A 22,610-nucleotide genomic window follows, 5' to 3' on the forward strand; every position below is an offset into this window, starting at 1 on the left:
CTAAAAGGCAGCGTTTTATTCGGCGCATTGTCCCGTTATTTTATGCTGCCAGTCGCGCGTTTAGTTGTTTATCTCTGCCTGATTTCAGAATATTATCTTTGCTTAATCGCCTGAAATATAGAGATTTTAGTCCGGTTTTTGCTAAAAAACTGCGCTAAACCATTAAAGGCAATAGCAAAAGTTGCGTTGTTTAATAAAAGTACAGAATGCTTTTTAACCATAATAAAACAAAATATATACATCACGTCACGAATGGGGATTCCTGGATGAGAATGAACGCGAAAACAGTAATCGCGGGGATGGTTGCACTGGCGATCTCCCATACCGCTGCGGCGGAAGATATTAAAGTTGCCATTGTGGGTGCTCTGTCCGGCCCCGTCGCCCAGTGGGGCGATATGGAGTTCAACGGCGCGCGTCAGGCAATTCAAGACATCAACGCCAAAGGCGGCATTAAGGGCGACAAACTGGTCGGCGTGGAATATGACGATGCCTGCGACCCGAAACAGGCCGTCGCCGTCGCCAACAAAATTGTTAACGATGGCATTCAGTATGTGATTGGCCATCTCTGCTCGTCTTCCACCCAGCCGGCGTCCGATATCTACGAAGACGAAGGCATTCTGATGATCACGCCAGGGGCCACCAACCCGGAACTGACCCAGCGCGGCTATCAGAACATCATGCGCACTGCCGGTCTGGACTCCTCTCAGGGGCCGACCGCCGCGAAATACATCATCGAAAACGTCAAGCCGCAGCGCATCGCCATCATTCATGATAAGCAGCAGTACGGCGAAGGGCTGGCGCGCTCGGTGCAGGACGGCCTGAAAAAAGGCGGCGCTAACGTGGTCTTCTTCGACGGCATCACCGCAGGCGAGAAAGATTTCTCGGCGCTGCTGGCCCGTCTGCAGAAAGAGAATATCGACTTCGTTTATTACGGTGGCTACTACCCGGAAATGGGCCAGATGTTGCGTCAGGCCCGTGCTGTCGGCCTGAAAACCCAGTTCATGGGGCCGGAAGGGGTGGGTAACGCCTCGCTGTCGAACATTGCGGGCGATGCGGGCGAAGGCATGCTGGTGACGATGCCAAAACGCTATGACCAGGATCCGGCCAACGCTGCTATCGTCGATGCCCTGAAAGCAGAGAAGAAAGACGCAAGTGGTCCGTATGTGTGGATCACCTATGCCGCCGTGCAGTCTCTGGCGACCGCCATGGATCGTACCGGCAGCAAAGCACCGCAGGATCTGATTAAAGATTTAAAAGCTCACGGGGCAAACACCGTGATTGGGCCGCTGAACTGGGATGAGAAAGGCGATCTGAAGGGATTTGAGTTTGGTGTCTTTAAGTGGCACGCCGACGGTTCATCCTCGGTCGCCAAATAATCATTATCCCACCGCCCGGCATGACCGGGCGGGACTAGAAAGGTTACCTTATGTCCGAGCAGTTTCTCTATTTCCTGCAGCAGATGTTTAACGGCGTCACGCTGGGAAGCACCTACGCACTGATCGCCATCGGCTACACGATGGTGTACGGCATTATCGGCATGATCAACTTCGCCCACGGCGAGGTATACATGATCGGCAGCTATGTCTCCTTTATGATTATCGCCGCGCTGATGATGATGGGCATCGACAGCAGCTGGCTGCTGGTCGCCGCCGGGTTTGTCGGGGCGATTGTGATTGCCAGCGCCTACGGCTGGAGTATCGAGCGGGTGGCCTATCGCCCGGTGCGGAGCTCCAAGCGCCTGATCGCGCTGATCTCCGCCATCGGGATGTCCATCTTCCTGCAAAACTACGTCAGCCTGACTGAAGGCTCCCGCGACGTGGCGCTGCCAAGCCTGTTCAATGGCCAGTGGATTGTCGGAGCCAGCGAAAACTTCTCTGCCTCTATCACTACCATGCAGCTGGTGATCTGGATTGTCACCTTCCTCGCCATGCTGGCCCTGACCCTGTTCATCCGTTACTCCCGCATGGGCCGCGCCTGCCGCGCCTGTGCTGAAGACCTGAAAATGGCGAGCCTGCTCGGCATCAACACCGACCGCGTGATTGCCCTGACCTTCGTGATTGGTGCGGCGATGGCGGCGGTGGCAGGTGTGCTGCTCGGCCAGTTCTATGGCGTAATCAACCCGTACATCGGCTTTATGGCCGGGATGAAAGCCTTTACCGCAGCGGTGCTGGGTGGGATCGGCAGCATTCCGGGGGCGATGATCGGCGGCCTGATCCTCGGCGTGGCCGAAGCGCTCTCCTCTGCCTACCTGAGTACCGAATATAAAGATGTGGTGTCGTTTGCGCTGCTGATTCTGGTTCTGCTGGTAATGCCTACCGGTATTCTGGGTCGTCCGGAGGTAGAGAAAGTATGAAACCGATGCATTTTGCCATGGCGCTGCTTTCGGCGGCGATGTTCTTCGTGCTGGCGGGCGTCTTCATGGGCGTCCAGCTGGAGCTGAGCGGCACTAAGCTGGTGGTGGGTTCCGCGTCCGATATCCGCTGGCAGTGGGTCTTTGTCGGCACCGCGGTGGTCTTCTTCTTCCAGCTGCTGCGCCCGGTTTTCCAGAAGACACTGAAAAGCGTCTCCGGGCCGAAGTTTGTGCTGCCAGCCATCGACGGCTCGACCGTTAAACAGAAGCTGTTCCTCGTAGCGCTGCTGGTGGCTGCCGTGGCCTGGCCGTTCATGGTCTCCCGCGGCACGGTGGATATCGCCACCCTGACCATGATCTACGTGATTCTGGGTCTGGGCCTGAACGTGGTGGTGGGGTTGTCCGGCCTGCTGGTGCTGGGTTACGGCGGCTTCTACGCCATCGGCGCTTACACCTTCGCCCTGCTGAACCACTATTACGGTCTCGGCTTCTGGACCTGTCTGCCGCTGGCGGGGTTGGTCTCTGCCGCCGCGGGCTTCCTGCTCGGCTTCCCGGTGCTGCGTCTGCGCGGCGACTACCTGGCGATTGTCACCTTAGGCTTCGGCGAAATCGTCCGTATCCTGCTGCTCAACAATACCGAAGTGACCGGCGGTCCGAACGGTATCAGCCAGATCCCGAAACCAACCTTCTTCGGCCTGGAGTTCAGCCGCTCCGCCCGTGAAGGCGGCTGGGATACCTTCAGCAACTTCTTTGGCGTGAAGTACGACCCGTCCGACCGCGTGATCTGGCTCTATCTGGTGGCGCTGCTGCTGGTGGTCATCACCCTGTTCGTGATTAACCGTCTGCTGCGTATGCCGCTGGGCCGCGCGTGGGAAGCGCTGCGCGAAGATGAGATTGCCTGCCGCTCGCTGGGCCTGAACCCGACCCGCATCAAGCTGACCGCCTTTACCATCAGCGCCGCGTTTGCCGGTTTTGCCGGGACGCTGTTTGCCGCGCGTCAGGGCTTCGTCAGCCCGGAATCCTTCACCTTTGCGGAGTCCGCTTTCGTGTTGGCGATTGTGGTGCTCGGCGGGATGGGCTCGCAATTCGCGGTTATTCTCGCGGCGATCCTGCTGGTGGTCTCCCGCGAGCTGATGCGTGACTTTAACGAATACAGCATGCTGATGCTGGGTGGTTTGATGGTACTGATGATGATCTGGCGTCCGCAGGGCTTGCTGCCGATGACCCGTCCACAGCTGAAACTGAAAAACGGGCAAGCGAAAGGAGAGCAGGCATGAGTCAGCCATTATTATCCGTTAACGGCCTGATGATGCGTTTTGGCGGCCTGCTGGCGGTCAACAACGTCTCGCTGGACCTGCATCAGAAAGAGATTGTCTCCCTGATTGGCCCGAACGGGGCCGGTAAAACCACGGTATTTAACTGCCTGACCGGCTTCTACAGGCCGACAGGCGGCACCATCATGCTGCGCGACCAGCACCTGGAAGGGCTGCCGGGCCAGCAGATTGCCCGTATGGGCGTGGTGCGTACCTTCCAGCACGTGCGTCTGTTCCGCGAAATGACGGTGATTGAGAACCTGCTGGTGGCACAGCATCAGCAGCTGAAAACCGGGCTCTTTGCCGGTCTGCTGAAAACCCCGGCGTTTCGCCGGGCGCAGGACGAGGCCCTGGATCGCGCTGCCACCTGGCTCGACCGTATCGGCCTGCTGCAGCACGCCAACCGTCAGGCCAGCAACCTGGCCTACGGCGACCAGCGTCGCCTGGAGATCATCCGCTGCATGGTGACGCAGCCGGAGATCCTCATGCTCGACGAACCGGCGGCAGGGCTGAACCCGAAAGAGACCAAAGAGCTGGACGAGCTGATTGTCGAGCTGCGTAACCATCACGACACCACCATCCTGCTGATTGAGCATGATATGAAGCTGGTGATGGGCATTTCTGACCGCATCTACGTGGTGAACCAGGGTACGCCGCTGGCGAACGGTACGCCGGAAGAGATCCGCAACAACCCGGACGTGATCCGCGCTTACCTGGGTGAGGCATAAGATGGAAAAAGCGATGTTAACGTTCGATAAGGTCAATGCGCACTACGGGAAGATTCAGGCGCTGCACGACGTCAGCCTGCACATCAATCAGGGCGAAATCGTCACCCTGATTGGGGCTAACGGCGCGGGTAAAACTACCCTGCTCGGCACCCTGTGCGGCGACCCGCGCGCCACCAGCGGGCGTATCGTCTTTGATGGTAAAGACATTACCGACTGGCAGACGGCAAAAATCATGCGTGAAGCGGTGGCGATCGTCCCGGAAGGGCGTCGCGTCTTCTCGCGCATGACGGTGGAAGAGAACCTGGCGATGGGCGGCTTTTTTGCCGAGCGCGAGCAGTTCCAGACCCGCATCAAGCGCGTCTATGATCTGTTTCCGCGCCTGTTTGAGCGCCGTATTCAGCGGGCGGGCACCATGTCCGGCGGGGAACAGCAGATGCTGGCGATTGGCCGCGCGCTGATGAGCCAGCCGCGTCTGCTGCTGCTCGACGAGCCGTCGCTCGGGCTGGCACCCATCATCATCCAGCAGATCTTCGACACCATCGAGCAGCTGCGAAAAGAGGGGATGACCATCTTCCTCGTGGAGCAGAACGCCAACCAGGCGCTGAAGCTCGCGGATCGCGGCTACGTGCTGGAGAACGGTCGTGTGGTGCTGGAAGACACCGGTGATGCGCTGCTGGCCAACGAAGCGGTGCGGAGTGCGTATTTAGGCGGCTGAGCCGTCTGTACCGCCCGGTGGCGCTACGCTTACCGGGCCTACGGGATCGCCCAGGCCGGGTAAGGCGAAGCCGCCACCCGGCTTTTTCACACATACCCCTTCACACAACCATCATCCCCCTGACGCCCTTTTGTCATATCGCTGTAAACAAACGGTTATTTTTCTGTAATTCGAGCATGTCATGTTACCTCGCGAGCACAAAACGCGTGATATCGCGCATCCGGCACAATAAGAGAGATGACAATGACATCGTTACGACACACAGCTTTGGGTCTGGCAATGGGTCTGGCTTTTGCAGCTAACGCAATGGCCGTCACCACTATTCCGTTCTGGCATTCCATGGAAGGGGAGTTGGGTAAAGAAGTTGACTCCCTGGCGCAGCGTTTCAACGACACCCACCCGGATTACAAAATTGTGCCGGTGTACAAAGGTAACTACGAGCAGAGCCTGAGCGCCGGTATCGCCGCGTTCCGTACCGGCAACGCCCCGGCGCTGCTGCAGGTTTACGAGGTGGGTACCGCCACGATGATGGCCTCCAAAGCCATCAAGCCGGTCTACGAAGTGTTCAAGGACGCGGGCATCAACTTTGATGAATCCCAGTTTGTGCCGACCGTCTCCGGCTACTACACCGATTCCAAATCTGGCCATCTGCTCTCTCAGCCGTTTAACAGCTCCACGCCAGTGCTGTACTACAACAAAGACGCTTTCAGGAAAGCCGGTTTAGATCCTGAACAGCCGCCTAAAACCTGGCAGGATCTGGCCGCGTACACCGCCAAACTGAAAGCCGCCGGGATGAAGTGCGGCTATGCCAGCGGCTGGCAGGGTTGGATCCAGATCGAGAACTTCAGCGCCTGGCACGGTCAGCCGGTCGCCACCGAGAACAACGGTTTCAACGGCACCAACGCGGTGCTGGAATTCAACAAGCCGGAGCAGGTGAAGCACATCGCCCTGCTTGCCGATCTGAACAAGAAGGGCGACTTCAGCTACTTCGGGCGTAAAGACGAGTCCACCGAGAAGTTCTACAGCGGCGACTGCGCCATCACCACCGCCTCGTCCGGCTCGCTGGCGGATATCCGTCACTACGCCAAATTTAACTACGGCGTGGGCATGATGCCGTACGATGCCGACTCGAAAGGCGCGCCGCAAAACGCCATCATCGGCGGGGCCAGCCTGTGGGTGATGCAGGGCAAAGACAAAGACACCTACAAAGGCGTAGCGGAGTTCCTCGACTTCCTCGCAAAACCAGAAAACGCGGCCGAATGGCACCAGAAGACCGGCTACCTGCCGATCACCAAAGCCGCATATGACCTGACCCGCGAGCAGGGCTTCTATGACAAGAACCCGGGCGCAGACATCGCCACGCGTCAGATGCTGAACAAGCCGCCGTTGCCGTACACCAAAGGGCTGCGCCTCGGCAACATGCCGCAGATCCGCACCATCGTCGATGAAGAGCTGGAGAGCGTGTGGACCGGGAAGAAAACCCCACAGCAGGCGCTGGATTCAGCGGTAGAGCGTGGCAACCAACTGCTGCGCCGCTTCGAGCAGTCGACCAAATCGTAATGTGAAATGCCGGGTGGCGGCTTCGCCTTACCCGGCCTACGTGAACCTGTAGGCCGGATAAGCGTAGCGCCATCCGGCGCTGTTCAGGAACTCAATCCCCATGTCATCTTCCCGTCCGGTGTTCCGATCCCGCTGGCTGCCGTACCTGCTGGTCGCGCCGCAACTGGTCATCACAGTTATCTTCTTTATCTGGCCTGCGGGCGAAGCGCTGTGGTACTCGGTACAAAGTGTCGATCCGTTCGGGCTCTCCAGCCAGTTTGTCGGCCTGGATAACTTCGCTGCCCTGTGGCACGACAGCTACTACCTCGACGCCTTCTGGACGACGATCAAATTCAGCACCCTGGTGACCGTCAGCGGTCTGCTCGCCTCGCTGTTCTTCGCCGCGCTGGTGGACTACGTGGTGCGCGGCAGCCGTCTGTATCAGACCCTGATGCTGTTGCCCTACGCCGTTGCCCCTGCGGTCGCCGCCGTGCTGTGGATCTTCCTTTTTAACCCCGGTCGCGGGCTGATTACCCATTTTCTCGGCGAGTTCGGCTACGACTGGAACCACGCCCAGAACAGCGGTCAGGCCATGTTCCTGGTGGTCTTCGCCTCGGTGTGGAAGCAGATCAGCTACAACTTCCTGTTCTTCTTTGCCGCGCTGCAGTCCATTCCGCGCTCGCTGGTGGAAGCTGCGGCGATTGACGGGGCGGGCCCGATCCGCCGCTTCTTCCGGCTGGCCCTGCCGCTGATCGCTCCGGTGAGCTTCTTCCTGTTGGTGGTCAACCTCGTGTACGCCTTCTTCGACACCTTCCCGGTGATCGACGCGGCCACCGCGGGCGGCCCGGTGCAGGCGACAACGACGCTGATCTACAAGATCTACCGCGAAGGCTTTGCGGGGTTGGATCTCTCCGCTTCTGCCGCGCAGTCGGTGGTGCTGATGTTCCTCGTCATCATCCTCACGGTGGTGCAGTTCCGCTATGTCGAAAGTAAGGTGCGCTACCAATGATTGAGAACCGTCGCGGGCTGACGATTTTTAGCCACACCATGCTGATCCTGGGGATCGTGGTGATCCTGTTCCCGCTGTACGTCGCCTTTGTCGCCGCCACCCTGGATCGCAACGCCATCTTTGAAACCCCGATGACGCTTGTTCCGGGCGGTCATCTCTTCGAGAACCTGGCGACCATCTGGACCCAGGGGGTCGGCGTTAACAGCGCCCCGTTCTGGCTGATGATGCTCAACAGCTTCATCATGGCGTTTGGCATCACCGTCGGCAAAATCACGGTGTCGATGCTCTCGGCCTTCGCCATCGTCTGGTTCCGCTTTCCGCTGCGTAACCTGTTTTTCTGGATGATTTTCATCACCCTGATGCTGCCGGTGGAGGTGCGTATCTTCCCGACGGTGGAGGTGATCGCCAGGCTCGGGATGCTCGACAGCTACGCGGGCTTAACCCTGCCGCTGATGGCCTCGGCGACCGCCACCTTCCTGTTCCGCCAGTTCTTTATGACCCTGCCGGACGAGTTGATTGAGGCCGCGCGTATCGACGGCGCCTCGCCGATGCGCTTTTTCCGCGACATCGTGCTGCCGCTGTCGAAAACCAACCTCGCGGCGCTGTTTGTGATCACCTTTATCTACGGCTGGAACCAGTACCTGTGGCCGCTGCTGATCATTCAGGACGTCAACCTCGGCACCGCCGTGGCAGGCATCAAAGGGATGATTTCAACCGGCGAAGGCACCACCCTCTGGAACCAGGTGATGGCGGCGATGCTGCTCACCCTTATCCCCCCCGTAGTCATTGTTTTAGCCATGCAGCGTGCGTTTGTCCGCGGCCTGGTCGATAGCGAGAAATAAAATGGCAGGTTTAAAATTACAGGCAGTCACTAAAAGCTGGGACGGTAAAACCCAGGTCATTCAGCCGCTGACGCTCGACGTGGCGGACGGGGAGTTCATTGTGATGGTCGGCCCATCCGGCTGCGGCAAATCGACGCTGCTGCGCATGGTGGCCGGGCTGGAGCGCGTCACCTCCGGGGATATCTGGATTGACCGCCAGCGCGTTACCGAGATGGAACCCAAAGATCGCGGTATTGCGATGGTGTTCCAGAACTACGCCCTCTATCCGCACATGAGCGTGGAGGAGAACATGGCTTGGGGATTAAAAATTCGCGGGATGGGAAAAGGCCATATCGAGGAGCGGGTGAAAGAGGCGGCGCGCATTCTGGAACTGGACGGCCTGCTGAAGCGCCGTCCGCGCGAGCTCTCCGGCGGCCAGCGTCAGCGTGTGGCCATGGGCCGCGCCATCGTGCGCGATCCGGCAGTGTTCCTGTTCGACGAACCGCTCTCCAACCTCGACGCCAAGCTGCGGGTGCAGATGCGTCTTGAGTTACAGCACCTGCACCGTCGTCTGAAAACCACGTCACTTTACGTCACCCACGATCAGGTGGAGGCCATGACCCTCGCCCAGCGGGTGATGGTGATGAACAAAGGCATCGCCGAACAGATTGGCACCCCGGTGGAAGTCTATGAAAAACCGGCCAGCCGCTTTGTGGCGAGCTTTATCGGCAGCCCGGCGATGAACCTGCTGGAGGGACGCATCAGCGCCGCGGGCACCCACTTTGAACTGGAGAGCGGCATGGCGCTGCCGATCAACTGGTTCTATCGCGGCTATGCCGGACGCAAAATGACGCTGGGTATCCGCCCGGAACATATTGCGCTAAGCTCCCAGTCGGCAGGCGGCGTGCCGCTGGTGATGGACACCCTCGAGATGCTGGGTGCCGATAACCTGGCGCACGGACGCTGGGGCGAGCAGAAGCTGGTGGTGCGCATGTCGCATCAGGAGCGCCCGCACGCGGGCAGCACGCTATGGCTGCATCTGCCGGAAAATCATCTGCACTTATTTGATGGCGAAACAGGACAACGCGTATGAGTTACTGGCCTTATCCCCACATCGTCGCCCACCGTGGCGGCGGTAAACTGGCTCCGGAGAACACCCTGGCGGCGATCGACGTCGGTGCGCGTTACGGCCACACCATGATCGAATTTGACGCCAAACTGTCGCAGGACGGGGAGATCTTTCTCCTGCACGATGACAATCTCGAACGCACCAGCAACGGCTGGGGCGTAGCGGGGGAACTGCCGTGGCGCGATCTGCTGAAGGTGGATGCCGGAAGCTGGTTCAGCGGGGAATTCAAAGGCGAGCCGCTACCGCTGCTGGCGGAAGTGGCCGACCGTTGTCGTCAACACGGGATGATGGCCAACATCGAAATCAAACCCACTACCGGCACCGGGCCGCTCACCGGCAAGGTGATTGCGCTGGCCGCACGTGAGCTATGGGAAGGGATGACACCCCCGCTGCTGTCGTCCTTTGAGATCGACGCCCTGGAAGCGGCACAGGCCGCAGCTCCCGAGCTGCCGCGCGGTTTACTGCTGGATGAGTGGCGTGAAGACTGGCGCGAGTTGACCACCCGGCTGGGCTGCGTGTCGATTCACCTTAACCATCGCCTGCTGGATGAGGCGCGAGTGAAGACGCTTAAAGCCGCCGGCCTGCATATCCTGGTCTACACCGTTAATCAGCCCCAGCGGGCAGCCGAGCTGCTGCGCTGGGGCGTGGATTGCATCTGTACCGATGCGATTGCCCTGATCGGTCCGGACTTTCAACCCTAAGGGTTACTCAGCATAGAGCCGTTCTGCTGCTGGGGCAGCATATGTTGCTGCTGCACGCCGCCGGACGACTCTGTGCCGCTCAGCATCCCGCCGCTGGTGTTAGGCAGAACCTGCACTCCCGGCTGGCTCTGCTGAACCCGCAGGGTATCGTTGTTCATCTGCGTTTGCAGATGCTGCTGCTGAACGCGGGTCTGCGTCTGAAGCTGCTGATTGAGCATCCCTGTCTGCTGCTGCTGCTGGATCATCATCTGATTTTGCATCCGCTGCTGGCTGGGGTTTTCATAGCCCGGCTGGTTGGGGTTGTTCAGGGTGTTGATGGGCTGCGCGAGCACGGCAAACGGCAGTAACGCCGCAACAAGAATCAGTCGTTTCATTGTTACTCCCTCCTTCTGAGGCCTCATATAAGTTTACCTCGGATCCTGCACTACGATGATTTTTTAAGAGTTATGAACCAGGCTTAAGCGGGAGCATGAGTCCCTGTACCTGGAGAATAACAATGATGAAACCAACGTTTTTACGCTGGGTAGCCATTGCTGCCCTGACGGCAGGCGGTACGTTTGGCGTGGCAGCGAATCCGCCTGCCGCGCCCCCGGTCTCTTACGGTGTGGAAGAAGATGTGTTCCATCCCGTGCGGGCGCAGAAGGGGATGGTCTCTTCGGTGGATGCCCTCGCCACCCAGGTGGGGGTGGATATCCTCAAGCAGGGCGGTAATGCGGTGGATGCGGCGGTGGCGGTGGGCTATGCGCTGGCGGTGACGCACCCCCAGGCGGGTAACCTGGGCGGCGGCGGGTTTATGATGCTGCGTACCAAAGATGGCACCACCACGGCGATCGACTTCCGTGAAATGGCACCGACCCAGGCCACGCGCGACATGTTCCTCGACGACCAGGGCAATGCCGACAGTAAAAAATCCCTCACCTCCCATCTGGCGACCGGCACACCGGGTACGGTAGCGGGCTTCTCGCTGGCGCTGGATAAGTACGGCACCCTGCCGCTGAACAAAGTGGTGCAACCGGCCATCAAGCTGGCGCGTGACGGCTTTGAGGTCAACGACGCCCTGGCCGACGATCTGAAGACCTACGGCAGCGAAGTGATCCCCAACCATGAGAACAGCAAAGCGATCTTCTGGAAAGAGGGCGAACCGCTGAAGAAGGGCGACAGGCTGGTGCAGACCAACCTCGCCAAAAGCCTGGAGATGATTGCCGAGAACGGCCCGGACGCCTTCTATAAAGGGGTGATTGCCGATCAGATCGCCGAAGAGATGAGCAAGAACGGCGGGCTGATCACCAAAGCCGATCTGGCGGAGTATAAAGCCGTGGAGCGCACGCCGATTAGCGGTGACTATCGCGGGTATCAGGTCTACTCCATGCCGCCGCCGTCCTCGGGCGGGATCCACATCGTGCAGATCCTCAACATTCTGGAAAACTTCGATCTGCATAAGTTTGGTTTCGGCAGTGCCGATACCATGCAGGTGATGGCCGAGGCGGAAAAATATGCCTATGCCGACCGCTCGGAGTATCTGGGTGACCCGGACTTCGTCAAGGTGCCGTGGCAGGCCCTGACCAATAAAGCCTATGCCAAAACCCTGGCCGACCAGATCGATATCAACAAAGCCAGACCTTCGAGCGAGATCCGCCCGGGCAAGCTGGAACCGTACGAGAGTAACCAGACCACCCACTTCTCGGTGGTGGATAAAGACGGCAACGCGGTGGCAGTGACCTACACGCTCAATACCACGTTCGGTACCGGGATCGTGGCGGGCAACAGTGGCATTCTGCTCAACAACGAGATGGATGACTTCTCCGCCAAGCCGGGCGTGCCGAACGTCTACGGGCTGGTGGGCGGGGATGCTAACGCCGTGGGGCCGAAGAAGCGTCCGCTGTCGTCCATGTCACCGACCATTGTGGTGAAAGACGGCAAAACCTGGCTGGTGACCGGCAGCCCTGGCGGGAGCCGCATTATCACTACCGTGCTGCAGATGGTGGTTAACAGCATCGATTACGGGATGAACGTCGCCGAGGCCACCAACGCGCCGCGCTTCCATCACCAGTGGCTGCCGGATGAGCTGCGGGTGGAGAAGGGCTTTAGCCCGGATACGCTGAAGCTGCTGGAGCAGCGCGGACAAAAAGTGGCGGTGAAAGAGGCGATGGGCAGCACCCAGAGCATTATGGTCGGGCCGGATGGCGCGCTGTATGGCGCATCGGATCCGCGTACGCCAGGGGATTTAACGGCGGGGTATTAAACCTTTTACCTCTCCCCAATGGGGAGAGGTATCTATGCTTACTTCATCCGCGCCATAAAATGCGCATCCACAAACTCGCCGTTACGCAGGGCGAACTTCTTCCCGGTGCCTTCCACCACAAAGCCATATTTGCGGTACAGGGCGATGGCGGAGGCGTTGTCGGCGAATACCGTCAGCTCGATGCGCTCAATGCGCAGCCAGTTGTCGCACAGGTTGATCATCTCCCGCATCAACGCGCTGCCCGCGCCGCGACCCTGCACTGCGGCTGAAACGCCGATTCCGAACGTCGCCACATGGCTGCGGCGTGGATTTTCCATCACGTCCAGTACCAGATGCCCGATAACCTGTTCGTCCAGGCAGGCTACCAGCTGACGTCTGCCGGGTTTTTGCGCGACGCGTTCTTTCCACATGTCCATGGAAGGGTGAGGTAGTTGTAGCGTGTCGTGATACACTCCTGGATGGGCGTTAATCAGGCGTAAAGCTTCGGCATCGGCGGCTTCAACGTGGCGTATCACTATCTCACTCATTCCTTCTTCCTCAGTCAGTTAGGTTCCCTTTCAACATCCATGAGTTTGAAATGTGAGTCAACCAGCATTTTTTGCAAAAAAGAAGTGGACAAGTGCGAATGAGAATGATTATTATTGTCCTGCATTCAGGAAGACCTCTACGGAAACCTGAAAGCACGACATTGCTCACATTGCTTCCAGTATTATTTTAGCCAGCTTATCGCTGGCTTTTTTTTGCCCTAAAGCTTTTGCAGCGGAATGAGATCGAGCGCGTCAGGCGTACTCTCCTTCATCAGGCCCACCACGTTGGTCTTCTCCGCGACAGCCGGTAACACCTCTGCCTGACCGGAAAACTGACCGCCTTTTTTAACCGCCAGAGTGCGGTAGGCAAGGGTTCCCGTGACCTGGCCATTCTCACAGATTTCAATGATATCGCCGCTGCACAGGCCGATTACCTTGCCATCAACGATCAGCTCCCGGCAGGTGATATTCCCCTCTACCTGGCCCCCACGCATGATCTTAATCAGGCTCTCTTTGGCATCGATATTGCCGATCAGCGTCCCGTGAACGTAGACGTGTCCACCGGAAACGACATTACCTTCAAAGCGCACATCGCTGGCGATAACGGTGGTGCCGTGTTTCTCCGGCACTGTGGGCTCTTTTTCAATAGCGGGCACTGGGGGAAGGATGAGTTCTGGCTTGGCAGTCTCGGTGGTTTTGCTCTTTTTAAACATGATTTTAACCTGATTGAGTAGAAGGGAGAGGCCAAAGCTCAGCAAGGAAAAGGCTGCAAACAGCCACGTCAGGAAGAGGGCACCTGAGCACCAGGCGACCAGCGCGAGCAGCCAGAAGAGAAGGGCGCTATTTAAGGCGAGATATTTTCTGTCCATAGAAAATGAGCGCGACTCCTTTCGCGAGCATGGGGTTTTGGCCGTCTCCTTATCCTGGTAATCTCGGACAGGATCAAGGTCCTGACCACGATTTTAGGAATCGTTATAGAAATATATTTCGCCGCCAGGTTGCGCTATGGTTGAAAGCAGAGACCTAAGCCAGGAAAACCACTATGACACTACACTGCGCATTTATTGGATTTGGCAAAAGCACCACCCGCTATCACCTTCCGTATGTACTTACCCGTAAAGCCAGCTGGCATGTGGCGCATATCTTCCGCCGCCACCCGAAACCGGAAGAGCAGTCCCCCCAGTACTCCCATATTCATTTCACCAGCGATCTCGACGAGGTGCTGAACGACCCGGAGGTCAAGCTGGTGATCGTCTGCACCCATGCCGACAGCCACTTTGAGTATGCGAAACGCGCCCTGGAAGCTGGTAAAAATGTGCTGGTGGAAAAACCCTTTACCCCGACGATGGCCGAAGCGAAAGAGCTGTTCGAACTCGCCCGTAGCAAAGGGCTGACCGTGAGCCCGTATCAGAACCGTCGCTTTGACACCTGCTTCCTGACGGCGAAACAGGCGATTGAGAGCGGCAAATTGGGTGAGATCGTCGAGATCGAGAGCCACTTCGATTACTACCGTCCGGTGGCGGAGACCAAACCAGGCCTGCCGCAGGATGGCTTTTTCTATGGCCTCGGCGTCCACACCCTGGATCAGATCATCTCCCTGTTTGGCCGTCCGGACCATGTCTCCTACGACATCCGCAGCCTGCGCAATAAAGCCAACCCGGATGATACCTTCGAAGCCCAGCTCTTCTACGGCGACCTGAAAGCGATCGTCAAAACCAGCCATCTGGTGAAGATCGACTACCCGAAATTCATCGTCCATGGCACCAAAGGCTCGTTCATCAAGTACGGCATCGACCAGCAGGAGACCAGCCTGAAGGCCAACATCATGCCGGGCGAAACGGGGTTTGCGGCGGATGAGTCCGTGGGCGTGCTGGAGTACGTCAACGAGGCGGGCGTGACGGTGAAAGAGGAGATTAAACCGGGCACCGGCGACTACGGCCAGGTCTACGATGCGCTCTATGAAACCCTGACCAAAGGTACCCCTAATTACGTCAAGGAAATTGAAGTGATGACCAATCTGGAAATCCTTGAACGGGGCTTTGAACAGGCCTCACCTGCCACGGTAACCCTTGCCAGATAAGCCTGAATGACTCCTCTGCGTTTGTTCAGATATTTTGAACAGAGGAGTCAATTTTCACCCTCTATGATCCCAGGTCGATTGCGTCCACACTTACTCCATCGAAACGAACTGAGGGTAAAAACAATGATCTTCTTACGCAAAGCAAACGACCGCGGTCACGCAAATCATGGTTGGCTGGACTCATGGCACAGCTTCTCGTTTGCCGATTATTATGACCCGAACTTTATGGGTTTCTCGGCACTGCGCGTCATTAACGACGACGTAATCGATGCTGGCCAGGGCTTTGGTACCCACCCGCACAAAGACATGGAAATCCTGACCTATGTGCTGGAAGGCGCGGTTGAGCACCAGGACAGCATGGGCAACAAAGAGCAGGTGCCGGCGGGCGAGTTCCAGATTATGAGTGCGGGTACCGGGGTGCGTCACTCCGAATACAACCCGAGCAAAACGGAAAAACTGCACCTGTATCAAATCTGGATCATTCCAGAAGAAACCGGCATCACGCCGCGCTACGAGCAGCGCCGCTTCGATGCGACACAGGGCAAGCAGCTGGTTCTGTCGCCGGATGCCCGTGACGGCTCGCTGAAAGTGCATCAGGATATGGAACTCTACCGCTGGGCGCTGGCGAAAGACGAGCAGTCTGTGCACCAGATCGCCGCGAACCGCAAAGTGTGGATCCAGGTGGTGAAAGGCGAAGTGACCATCAACGGCACCAAAGCGACCACCAGCGATGGTCTGGCCATCTGGGATGAGCAGGCGATCTCCGTGCATGCCGACAGCGCCGCTGAGATTCTGCTGTTCGACCTGCCGCCGGTCTAAATCCTGAATAAAAAGTCTGGCCTTCCCCAATCCCAGGGGAAGGTTGGTCTTTGTCCGTGATAAACTGAGGGAATCTATCACTACCGGTTTCTCTCAGGACGATGAAAAAGAAAAGACCCGTACTTCAGGATGTAGCCGATCGCGTCGGTGTGACTAAAATGACGGTCAGCCGTTTCTTACGTAATCCGGAACAGGTTTCCGTGGCGTTACGTGGCAAGATTGCCGCTGCTCTCGATGAACTGGGTTATATCCCCAACCGCGCCCCCGATATTCTCTCCAATGCAACCAGTCGTGCGGTAGGCGTCCTGCTTCCCTCCTTAACCAACCAGGTCTTCGCGGAAGTGCTCCGCGGCATCGAAAGCGTTACCGATGCGTTTGGCTATCAGACCATGCTCGCTCACTACGGCTACAAACCGGAACTGGAAGAGGAACGTCTGGAGTCGATGCTTTCCTGGAACATTGACGGCCTGATCCTCACCGAACGCACCCACACGCCACGCACGCTGAAGATGATCGAAGTGGCGGGCATTCCGGTGGTGGAGCTGATGGACAGCCAGTCCCCCTGTCTCGATATTGCCGTCGGGTTCGATAACTTCGAAGCCGCCCGCCAGATGACGGCGGCGATCATCGCCCGCGGTCATCGCCATGTCGCCTATCTTGGCGCACGTCTGGATGAACGTACTATTATCAAACAGAAGGGATACGAGCAGGCGATGCTCGACGCCAGCTTAACGCCCTACAGCGTGATGGTAGAGCAGTCCTCCTCCTACACCTCCGGCATTGAGCTGATGCGCCAGGCGCGTCGCGAGTACCCGCAGCTTGATGGCATTTTCTGTACCAACGATGACCTCGCGGTCGGTGCCGCCTTTGAATGCCAGCGTCTGGGGCTGAAGATCCCCGACGATATGGCGATCGCCGGTTTTCACGGTCACGACATCGGCCAGGTCATGGAGCCGCGTCTGGCGAGCGTCCTGACCCCGCGTGAGCGCATGGGCCGTATCGGTGCGGAACGCCTGCTGGCGCGCATTCGTGGCGAAGCGGTGACGCCTAAAATGTTAGATTTAGGTTTCACGCTGTCACCAGGTGGATCTATTTAGCGTGACAAGTTTGAACTAGCTCACACTTATTCACTTCGCGCACGTTTGGATATTGCTTCTCGTCAGCCCCGGCAGGACAATGTTACCGATAACTGTTACCCGTAACAATCGACTGAGGGACATACTTTGAGCACCACAAATCCTGATCACCACGTTTATGTCCTGATGGGCGTTTCCGGTAGCGGTAAGTCTGCCGTTGCCAGCGAAGTGGCGCATCAAATTCATGCTGCGTTCCTTGATGGGGACTTCCTCCATCCGCGCAGCAACATCACCAAGATGGCCTCTGGCGAGCCGCTGAACGACGACGATCGTAAGCCGTGGCTGCAGGCGCTGAACGATGCCGCCTTTGCCATGCAGCGCACCAACAAAGTGTCGCTGATCGTCTGCTCCGCGCTGAAAAAGACCTACCGCGACCAGCTGCGTGAAGGTAACGCTAACCTCTCCTTTATCTACCTGAAGGGCGATTTCGACGTGATCGAATCCCGTCTGAAAGCGCGTAAAGGGCACTTCTTCAAAACCCAGATGCTGGTGACGCAGTTTGAAACCCTGCAGGAACCGGGCGCGGACGAAAGCGATGTACTGGTCGTGGATATCGATCAGCCGCTGGACGGTGTTGTCGCCAGCACCATTGAGGTCATTAACAAAAGGCAATAAGTTTTGAGTACGTTAACGCTTGTTTTAACAGCAGTCGGCTCCGTGCTGTTGCTGCTGTTTTTGGTAATGAAGGCCCGTATGCACGCCTTTGTTGCTTTGATGGTGGTTTCTATTGGTGCAGGTCTCTTTTCCGGAATGCCGCTCGACAAAATCGCTGCGACCATGGAAAAAGGGATGGGGGGCACGTTAGGCTTCCTGGCGATTGTGGTCGCGCTTGGCGCGATGTTTGGCAAAATCCTGCATGAAACTGGCGCGGTCGATCAGATCGCCGTCAAAATGCTGAAATCCTTCGGCCACAGCCGGGCGCACTACGCGATTGGCCTGGCCGGTCTGATCTGCGCGCTGCCGCTGTTCTTTGAGGTGGCGGTGGTGCTGCTGATTAGCGTGGCCTTCTCCATGGCACGCCATACCAAAACCAACCTGGTGAAGCTGGTGATTCCTCTGTTTGCCGGTGTGGCAGCGGCGGCGGCATTTCTGCTGCCGGGGCCTGCACCGATGCTGCTGGCCTCGCAGATGCACGCCGACTTCGGGTGGATGATCCTGATTGGCCTGTGCGCCGCGATCCCGGGGATGATTATCGCCGGTCCGCTGTGGGGCAACTTCATCAGCCGTTACGTTGAGCTGCACATTCCGGATGACATCACCGAGCCGCACCTGGGCGAAGGCAAAATGCCATCCTTCGGCTTCAGCCTGTCGCTGATCCTGCTGCCGCTGGTGCTGGTTGGCCTGAAAACCATTGCCGCGCGCTTTGTACCGGTGGGTTCTTCGGCTTACGAGTGGTTTGAATTTATCGGCCATCCGTTTACCGCGATCCTGGTCGCCTGTCTGGTAGCCATTTATGGCCTGGCGATGCGTCAGGGGATGCCGAAAGACCGGGTGATGGAGATCTGCGGTGCGGCGCTGCAGCCGGCGGGTATTATCCTGCTGGTGATCGGTGCGGGCGGGGTGTTCAAGCAGGTGCTGGTGGATTCCGGCGTCGGCCCGGCTCTGGGTGAAGCCCTGACCGGGATGGGCCTGCCGATTGCGGTGACCTGCTTCGTGCTGGCTGCGGCGGTGCGTATCATCCAGGGCTCCGCGACCGTGGCCTGCTTAACCGCCGTCGGTCTGGTGATGCCGGTAATTGAACAGCTGCATTACTCCGGTGCGCAGATGGCCGCGCTGTCTATCTGTATCGCGGGTGGTTCGATTGTGGTCTCTCACGTCAACGACGCAGGCTTCTGGCTGTTCGGTAAATTCACCGGCGCGACGGAAGCGCAAACCCTGAAAACCTGGACGCTGATGGAAACCATCCTTGGCACGACAGGGGCAATTGTCGGGATGATTGCGTTTACGCTATTGAGCTAGTGTTTCTTGTCTCCCTCTCCCTGTGGGAGAGGGTTGGGGTGAGGGCATCAGGCCGCAGAGCGGGTATGTTTGTCGGGTGGCGGCTTCGCCTTACCCGACCTACAAAACTACAAAACCTCGAACCGTAGGCCGGGTAAGCGCAAGCGCCACCCGGCTTTTTTGTGTGTGCAGGGGAACATGCGGCTCCGTTGGTAGTTCCGTTCACCTTACGTTCAATGCTTCTCTGTATGCCACGTCACCCGTGAACGTGTCAGGGAGGCTCGCCGCCGCCCCCCTGACCACCCCGGCTCCCGGCCAGGAAAATCGCCGCTTCGCGGTACCCTCAGCTTATTCCTTCCGGCTATCGGGTCGGGGGCGATCCTACATCCCTGTAGGTCGCCCCCTCTCGGCGCATCCCTGCGCCTCGCCCCGGCCTCCAGTCAACGCTTCGGCGATTTTCAGCCGGACCAGGGTGCCGCTGTAGCTTTTTCACTTAACTGTGATGTGTTAATTGCGTTAAGTACGCAAAAACTAAAGCAGCGGTACAACGCCTTCTTCGGTGCGCAGCCAGCGCTGTGCTTTCAGCGTATCGCTATAAAATTCCACCAGCTTCTGGAGTAAATCTCCCGCCACTCTTTCATCACTTTTTGACAGCGATTGATTCAGGAGTAGCTGTGTTAAAAGCTGGCAATAGCGTCCCACCGGATCCACTTCCGGTTCAAATACGGGCAGCTCCAGCGGTAGGTCAACCACCGTCAGGCTCGCTTTTAAATGCTCTGGCACAGGCTCAAGCAGCGTTGGCTGAAGCAGAGCAAGACAGGCGGAAAGGCGTCCGCACAGCGCCATCTTCTGAGTCGGATCGTCGCATTCAACCAGTACGTCAACAAATCGCGCGCAGTTGTCTGCCAGCTCGGTGAAATCAGTGTTGTGATCGAATGGTATAGTGAATAAAGAGTGAGAAAAGGTGTGTTCCATAAATATCCCTCTGATTGAGAAGCAATGATGAGATATTCAGGGGACCAACCCTGACGCATGATTTTGCAGGCGTGGCGAGAAGATACCCCTTTGCTGATGGTGTATCAAGCGAAGCTCTGGAAGGCTGCTCGCATAACCAGAAATTAAATCTTCAGCGACGAAAATAGTCCGTTAAGCACAACAGCCGCAGCGGCACCCTTGTCCGGCTGAAAATCGCCGAAGCGTTGACTGGAGGCCGGGGCGAGGCGCATGGACGCGCCGAGAGGGCATAGCCTGCATGGATGCAGGCTGGTGCCCGACCCGATAGCCGGAAGGAATAAGCTGAGGGTACCGCGAAGCGGCGATTTTCTTGCCGGGAGCCCGGGTCGCCAGGGTGGTGGCGATTGAGCCACCCTGGCACGTTCACCGGTGCGGATGTAACAGAGAAGCAAGGAACGTAAGGTGAACGGAACTACCGCCTGAGCCGCATGTTCCCGGACCGTACATCCTAAAGGAGCGTGCTACCCCCTCATCCATGCCCGAATCCCATCCAGGAACATCTGCGTTGCCATCATCACCAGAATCAATCCCATCAGCCGTTCCAGGGCATTAACCCCTTTCTCGCCCAGCAGGCGCAGGAACAGCGACGATTGCAGCAAAATGATAAAGGTCCCGCCCCAGGCGATCAGCAGGGCAATCACCAGATGGCTCATCTGATTCGGATACTGATGCGACAGCAGCATCAGCGTCGCCAGAATCGTCGGCCCGGCGACCAGCGGAATAGCCAGCGGCACAATAAAAGGCTCTTCCCCTGCAGGCAGGCCGCTGCTGCTGCCTTCGCTGCTCGGGAAAATCATTTTGATGGCAATCAGAAACAGAATAATCCCGCCGGAAATAGAGACCGTTTCAGCGCGTAAATTCAGGAAGGCGAGGATTTTTTCGCCAGCAAACAGGAAGATAAACATCACCAGCAGGGCGATGAGCAGCTCGCGGATCATGATTGCCCGACGGCGCTTCGGCTCGGTGTGCTTCAACACCGACATGAAAATAGGCAGATTTCCGAGTGGATCCATAATTAGGATCAATAAAACAGCGGCGGAAATGATTTCACTCATCGTAGGTTATCCCTGATACTTGTATGGTTATTACGATGATTAGCGCTTTTTCTGATAGCCGGACAATCATCGATTAATTTCGCTTGCGACTTTGGCAGCATTTTGTAATGTGAAGCATATCCCAGTTCAATACTGGCTTGCATAAACAGCACACACCCTCTGCAGGAAAAAAATGCTATGAAAAACGTTGGTTTTATCGGCTGGCGCGGTATGGTCGGCTCTGTACTCATGCAACGCATGGTTGAAGAGCGCGATTTCGACGCTATCCGCCCGGTCTTCTTCTCCACTTCCCAGCTTGGCCAGGCTGCACCGTCCTTTGGGGGTACCACAGGCACGTTGCAGGATGCTTACGATCTGGAAGCGTTGAAGGCGCTGGACATTATTGTCACCTGCCAGGGCGGCGATTATACCAACGAAATTTACCCAAAGCTGTGTGAAAGCGGCTGGCAGGGCTACTGGATTGACGCGGCCTCTTCGCTGCGCATGAAAGACGATGCGATCATCATTCTTGACCCGGTGAACCAGGACGTCATCACCGACGGCCTGAACAACGGCGTCAAAACCTTCGTGGGCGGTAACTGTACCGTCAGCCTGATGCTGATGTCGCTGGGCGGTCTGTTTGCCCAGGATCTGGTGGAGTGGGTCTCTGTGGCGACCTACCAGGCGGCCTCCGGCGGCGGCGCGCGCCATATGCGTGAGCTGCTGACCCAGATGGGCCAGCTGCACCACAGCGTCGCGACAGAGCTGGCTAACCCGGCGTCTGCGATCCTCGATATCGAGCGTAAAGTCACTCAGCTGACCCGCAGCGGCGAGCTGCCGGTGGATAACTTCGGCGTACCGCTGGCCGGTGGCCTAATCCCATGGATCGACAAGCAGCTGGACAACGGCCAGACCCGCGAAGAGTGGAAAGGCCAGGCCGAGACCAACAAAATCCTGCGTACTTCTTCCGCGATCCCGGTTGATGGCCTGTGCGTGCGCATCGGCGCGCTGCGCTGCCACAGCCAGGCGTTCACCATTAAACTGAAAAAAGATGTGTCTATTCCGACGGTGGAAGAGCTGCTGGCGTCTCACAATCAGTGGGCAAAAGTCATTCCTAACGATCGTGACATCACCATGCGCGAGCTGACGCCGGCTGCGGTCACCGGCACATTATCTACCCCTGTAGGACGCCTGCGTAAACTAAATATGGGCCCGGAATATCTTTCCGCTTTTACCGTCGGCGACCAGCTTCTGTGGGGTGCCGCCGAGCCGCTGCGTCGGATGCTACGCCAGCTGGCGTAATAAATACTTAATACTTTGGGGTGATTTATCACCCCTTTTTTTGCGTACTAAAGGACGAAAACGCAAATGATTCATTATTTTTCGGGAGTCATATAAAGCGTTGGCTATGCTTTATGCGGGATGTCACATATTCCGCCTGGAGGTTGGATGGAACAGAGAGGATGCACAAGGTGCTGTTCCGTCCAGGTCACATTAAGGTCGTACCCGGTGCGC

22 protein-coding genes are annotated in these 22,610 nt (G+C 57.7%); 17 read left to right on the forward strand and 5 right to left on the reverse strand.

The window, feature by feature from the left end; genetic code table 11:
- Positions 1 to 266 precede the first annotated feature (266 nt).
- From livK to ugpQ, 10 genes are all read left to right on the forward strand, one after another.
- Complete coding sequence (gene livK, locus WFO70_RS20195; protein ID WP_337018770.1) at positions 267 to 1,376, forward strand: high-affinity branched-chain amino acid ABC transporter substrate-binding protein LivK; 1,110 nt, start codon at positions 267 to 269, stop codon at positions 1,374 to 1,376.
- 50 nt (positions 1,377 to 1,426) lie between these two features.
- Entirely contained in the window at positions 1,427 to 2,353 is a 927-nt protein-coding gene (gene livH / locus WFO70_RS20200) for a high-affinity branched-chain amino acid ABC transporter permease LivH (RefSeq protein ID WP_039032510.1), read from the forward strand.
- Complete coding sequence (livM, locus tag WFO70_RS20205; RefSeq protein WP_337018772.1) at positions 2,350 to 3,627, forward strand: branched chain amino acid ABC transporter permease LivM; 1,278 nt, start codon at positions 2,350 to 2,352, stop codon at positions 3,625 to 3,627. Before livH ends, livM begins: the two co-directional genes overlap by 4 nt.
- On the forward strand, positions 3,624 to 4,391 hold the full coding sequence (livG, locus tag WFO70_RS20210) for a high-affinity branched-chain amino acid ABC transporter ATP-binding protein LivG (RefSeq protein ID WP_337018774.1): 768 nt from the start codon (positions 3,624 to 3,626) through the stop codon (positions 4,389 to 4,391). The genes livM and livG overlap by 4 nt, the downstream gene beginning before the upstream one ends.
- 1 nt (position 4,392) lies before the next feature.
- Positions 4,393 to 5,106, forward strand: coding sequence for a high-affinity branched-chain amino acid ABC transporter ATP-binding protein LivF (livF, locus tag WFO70_RS20215; RefSeq protein ID WP_337018776.1), 714 nt, complete (start codon positions 4,393 to 4,395; stop codon positions 5,104 to 5,106).
- A 243-nt stretch (positions 5,107 to 5,349) separates the two neighbouring features.
- Entirely contained in the window at positions 5,350 to 6,666 is a 1,317-nt protein-coding gene (gene ugpB, locus WFO70_RS20220) for a sn-glycerol-3-phosphate ABC transporter substrate-binding protein UgpB (RefSeq protein ID WP_337018778.1), read from the forward strand.
- Positions 6,667 to 6,766: 100 nt separating this feature from the next.
- Positions 6,767 to 7,654 carry a sn-glycerol-3-phosphate ABC transporter permease UgpA gene (gene ugpA / locus WFO70_RS20225; RefSeq protein ID WP_285129047.1) on the forward strand — a complete coding sequence of 296 codons (888 nt, stop codon included), beginning with the start codon at positions 6,767 to 6,769 and terminating at the stop codon, positions 7,652 to 7,654.
- On the forward strand, positions 7,651 to 8,496 hold the full coding sequence (gene ugpE / locus WFO70_RS20230; RefSeq protein ID WP_337018782.1) for a sn-glycerol-3-phosphate ABC transporter permease UgpE: 846 nt from the start codon (positions 7,651 to 7,653) through the stop codon (positions 8,494 to 8,496). The genes ugpA and ugpE overlap by 4 nt, the downstream gene beginning before the upstream one ends.
- Before the next feature lies 1 nt (position 8,497).
- Positions 8,498 to 9,568 carry a sn-glycerol-3-phosphate import ATP-binding protein UgpC gene (locus WFO70_RS20235; RefSeq protein WP_337018784.1) on the forward strand — a complete coding sequence of 357 codons (1,071 nt, stop codon included), beginning with the start codon at positions 8,498 to 8,500 and terminating at the stop codon, positions 9,566 to 9,568.
- Entirely contained in the window at positions 9,565 to 10,305 is a 741-nt protein-coding gene (gene ugpQ, locus WFO70_RS20240; protein WP_337018786.1) for a glycerophosphodiester phosphodiesterase, read from the forward strand. The genes WFO70_RS20235 and ugpQ overlap by 4 nt, the downstream gene beginning before the upstream one ends.
- Here the strand turns inward: ugpQ and WFO70_RS20245 are convergent.
- Positions 10,302 to 10,679 carry a DUF2756 family protein gene (locus tag WFO70_RS20245; protein ID WP_337018788.1) on the reverse strand — a complete coding sequence of 126 codons (378 nt, stop codon included), beginning with the start codon at positions 10,677 to 10,679 and terminating at the stop codon, positions 10,302 to 10,304. The two genes, ugpQ and WFO70_RS20245, sit on opposite strands and share 4 nt — an antisense overlap.
- A gap of 122 nt (positions 10,680 to 10,801) precedes the next feature.
- Between WFO70_RS20245 and ggt the strand changes: the two genes are divergently transcribed.
- On the forward strand, positions 10,802 to 12,547 hold the full coding sequence (gene ggt / locus WFO70_RS20250) for a gamma-glutamyltransferase (RefSeq protein WP_337018790.1): 1,746 nt from the start codon (positions 10,802 to 10,804) through the stop codon (positions 12,545 to 12,547).
- Between the two features lie 38 nt (positions 12,548 to 12,585).
- On the opposite strand, the gene yhhY is transcribed toward ggt, so the two are convergent.
- On the reverse strand, positions 12,586 to 13,074 hold the full coding sequence (yhhY, locus tag WFO70_RS20255; protein WP_337018792.1) for an N-acetyltransferase: 489 nt from the start codon (positions 13,072 to 13,074) through the stop codon (positions 12,586 to 12,588).
- A 218-nt stretch (positions 13,075 to 13,292) separates the two neighbouring features.
- Positions 13,293 to 13,943: a bactofilin family protein gene (locus WFO70_RS20260; protein WP_337018793.1), complete on the reverse strand. Its 651-nt coding sequence runs from the start codon at positions 13,941 to 13,943 to the stop codon at positions 13,293 to 13,295.
- A gap of 173 nt (positions 13,944 to 14,116) precedes the next feature.
- Between WFO70_RS20260 and WFO70_RS20265 the strand changes: the two genes are divergently transcribed.
- From WFO70_RS20265 to gntU, 5 genes are all read left to right on the forward strand, one after another.
- Complete coding sequence (locus WFO70_RS20265; RefSeq protein WP_337018795.1) at positions 14,117 to 15,154, forward strand: oxidoreductase; 1,038 nt, start codon at positions 14,117 to 14,119, stop codon at positions 15,152 to 15,154.
- Between the two features lie 123 nt (positions 15,155 to 15,277).
- On the forward strand, positions 15,278 to 15,973 hold the full coding sequence (locus WFO70_RS20270; protein WP_337018797.1) for a pirin family protein: 696 nt from the start codon (positions 15,278 to 15,280) through the stop codon (positions 15,971 to 15,973).
- A 101-nt stretch (positions 15,974 to 16,074) separates the two neighbouring features.
- Complete coding sequence (gntR, locus tag WFO70_RS20275; protein ID WP_337018799.1) at positions 16,075 to 17,070, forward strand: gluconate operon transcriptional repressor GntR; 996 nt, start codon at positions 16,075 to 16,077, stop codon at positions 17,068 to 17,070.
- 126 nt (positions 17,071 to 17,196) lie between these two features.
- Entirely contained in the window at positions 17,197 to 17,724 is a 528-nt protein-coding gene (gene gntK, locus WFO70_RS20280) for a gluconokinase (protein WP_337018801.1), read from the forward strand.
- Positions 17,725 to 17,727: 3 nt separating this feature from the next.
- On the forward strand, positions 17,728 to 19,068 hold the full coding sequence (gene gntU / locus WFO70_RS20285) for a gluconate transporter (protein WP_337018803.1): 1,341 nt from the start codon (positions 17,728 to 17,730) through the stop codon (positions 19,066 to 19,068).
- Positions 19,069 to 19,578: 510 nt separating this feature from the next.
- Here gntU and WFO70_RS20290 read toward each other — a convergent pair.
- Complete coding sequence (locus WFO70_RS20290; protein ID WP_337018805.1) at positions 19,579 to 20,022, reverse strand: hypothetical protein; 444 nt, start codon at positions 20,020 to 20,022, stop codon at positions 19,579 to 19,581.
- A gap of 500 nt (positions 20,023 to 20,522) precedes the next feature.
- On the reverse strand, positions 20,523 to 21,116 hold the full coding sequence (locus WFO70_RS20295; protein ID WP_337018807.1) for a YhgN family NAAT transporter: 594 nt from the start codon (positions 21,114 to 21,116) through the stop codon (positions 20,523 to 20,525).
- Positions 21,117 to 21,293: 177 nt separating this feature from the next.
- Between WFO70_RS20295 and asd the strand changes: the two genes are divergently transcribed.
- On the forward strand, positions 21,294 to 22,397 hold the full coding sequence (gene asd / locus WFO70_RS20300) for an aspartate-semialdehyde dehydrogenase (protein WP_337018809.1): 1,104 nt from the start codon (positions 21,294 to 21,296) through the stop codon (positions 22,395 to 22,397).
- The last annotated feature ends 213 nt before the right edge of the window (positions 22,398 to 22,610 follow it).

Origin of the sequence: Leclercia sp. AS011 (genome assembly GCF_037152535.1) — a bacterium.
Classification (GTDB): Bacteria; Pseudomonadota; Gammaproteobacteria; order Enterobacterales; family Enterobacteriaceae; genus Enterobacter.

Coding starts and splice junctions, on each gene's coding strand:
- WFO70_RS20245 (WP_337018788.1), bottom strand. CDS start 10,679: ATGAAACGACTGATTCTTGTTGCGGCGTTACTGCCGTTTGCCGTGCTC.
- ggt (WP_337018790.1), top strand. CDS start 10,802: ATGATGAAACCAACGTTTTTACGCTGGGTAGCCATTGCTGCCCTGACG.
- ugpB (WP_337018778.1), top strand. CDS start 5,350: ATGACATCGTTACGACACACAGCTTTGGGTCTGGCAATGGGTCTGGCT.
- WFO70_RS20235 (WP_337018784.1), top strand. CDS start 8,498: ATGGCAGGTTTAAAATTACAGGCAGTCACTAAAAGCTGGGACGGTAAA.
- ugpA (WP_285129047.1), top strand. CDS start 6,767: ATGTCATCTTCCCGTCCGGTGTTCCGATCCCGCTGGCTGCCGTACCTG.
- WFO70_RS20295 (WP_337018807.1), bottom strand. CDS start 21,116: ATGAGTGAAATCATTTCCGCCGCTGTTTTATTGATCCTAATTATGGAT.
- livH (WP_039032510.1), top strand. CDS start 1,427: ATGTCCGAGCAGTTTCTCTATTTCCTGCAGCAGATGTTTAACGGCGTC.
- WFO70_RS20265 (WP_337018795.1), top strand. CDS start 14,117: ATGACACTACACTGCGCATTTATTGGATTTGGCAAAAGCACCACCCGC.
- yhhY (WP_337018792.1), bottom strand. CDS start 13,074: ATGAGTGAGATAGTGATACGCCACGTTGAAGCCGCCGATGCCGAAGCT.
- ugpQ (WP_337018786.1), top strand. CDS start 9,565: ATGAGTTACTGGCCTTATCCCCACATCGTCGCCCACCGTGGCGGCGGT.
- gntR (WP_337018799.1), top strand. CDS start 16,075: ATGAAAAAGAAAAGACCCGTACTTCAGGATGTAGCCGATCGCGTCGGT.
- WFO70_RS20270 (WP_337018797.1), top strand. CDS start 15,278: ATGATCTTCTTACGCAAAGCAAACGACCGCGGTCACGCAAATCATGGT.
- WFO70_RS20260 (WP_337018793.1), bottom strand. CDS start 13,943: ATGGACAGAAAATATCTCGCCTTAAATAGCGCCCTTCTCTTCTGGCTG.
- livM (WP_337018772.1), top strand. CDS start 2,350: ATGAAACCGATGCATTTTGCCATGGCGCTGCTTTCGGCGGCGATGTTC.
- asd (WP_337018809.1), top strand. CDS start 21,294: ATGAAAAACGTTGGTTTTATCGGCTGGCGCGGTATGGTCGGCTCTGTA.
- livG (WP_337018774.1), top strand. CDS start 3,624: ATGAGTCAGCCATTATTATCCGTTAACGGCCTGATGATGCGTTTTGGC.
- livF (WP_337018776.1), top strand. CDS start 4,393: ATGGAAAAAGCGATGTTAACGTTCGATAAGGTCAATGCGCACTACGGG.
- livK (WP_337018770.1), top strand. CDS start 267: ATGAGAATGAACGCGAAAACAGTAATCGCGGGGATGGTTGCACTGGCG.
- WFO70_RS20290 (WP_337018805.1), bottom strand. CDS start 20,022: ATGGAACACACCTTTTCTCACTCTTTATTCACTATACCATTCGATCAC.
- ugpE (WP_337018782.1), top strand. CDS start 7,651: ATGATTGAGAACCGTCGCGGGCTGACGATTTTTAGCCACACCATGCTG.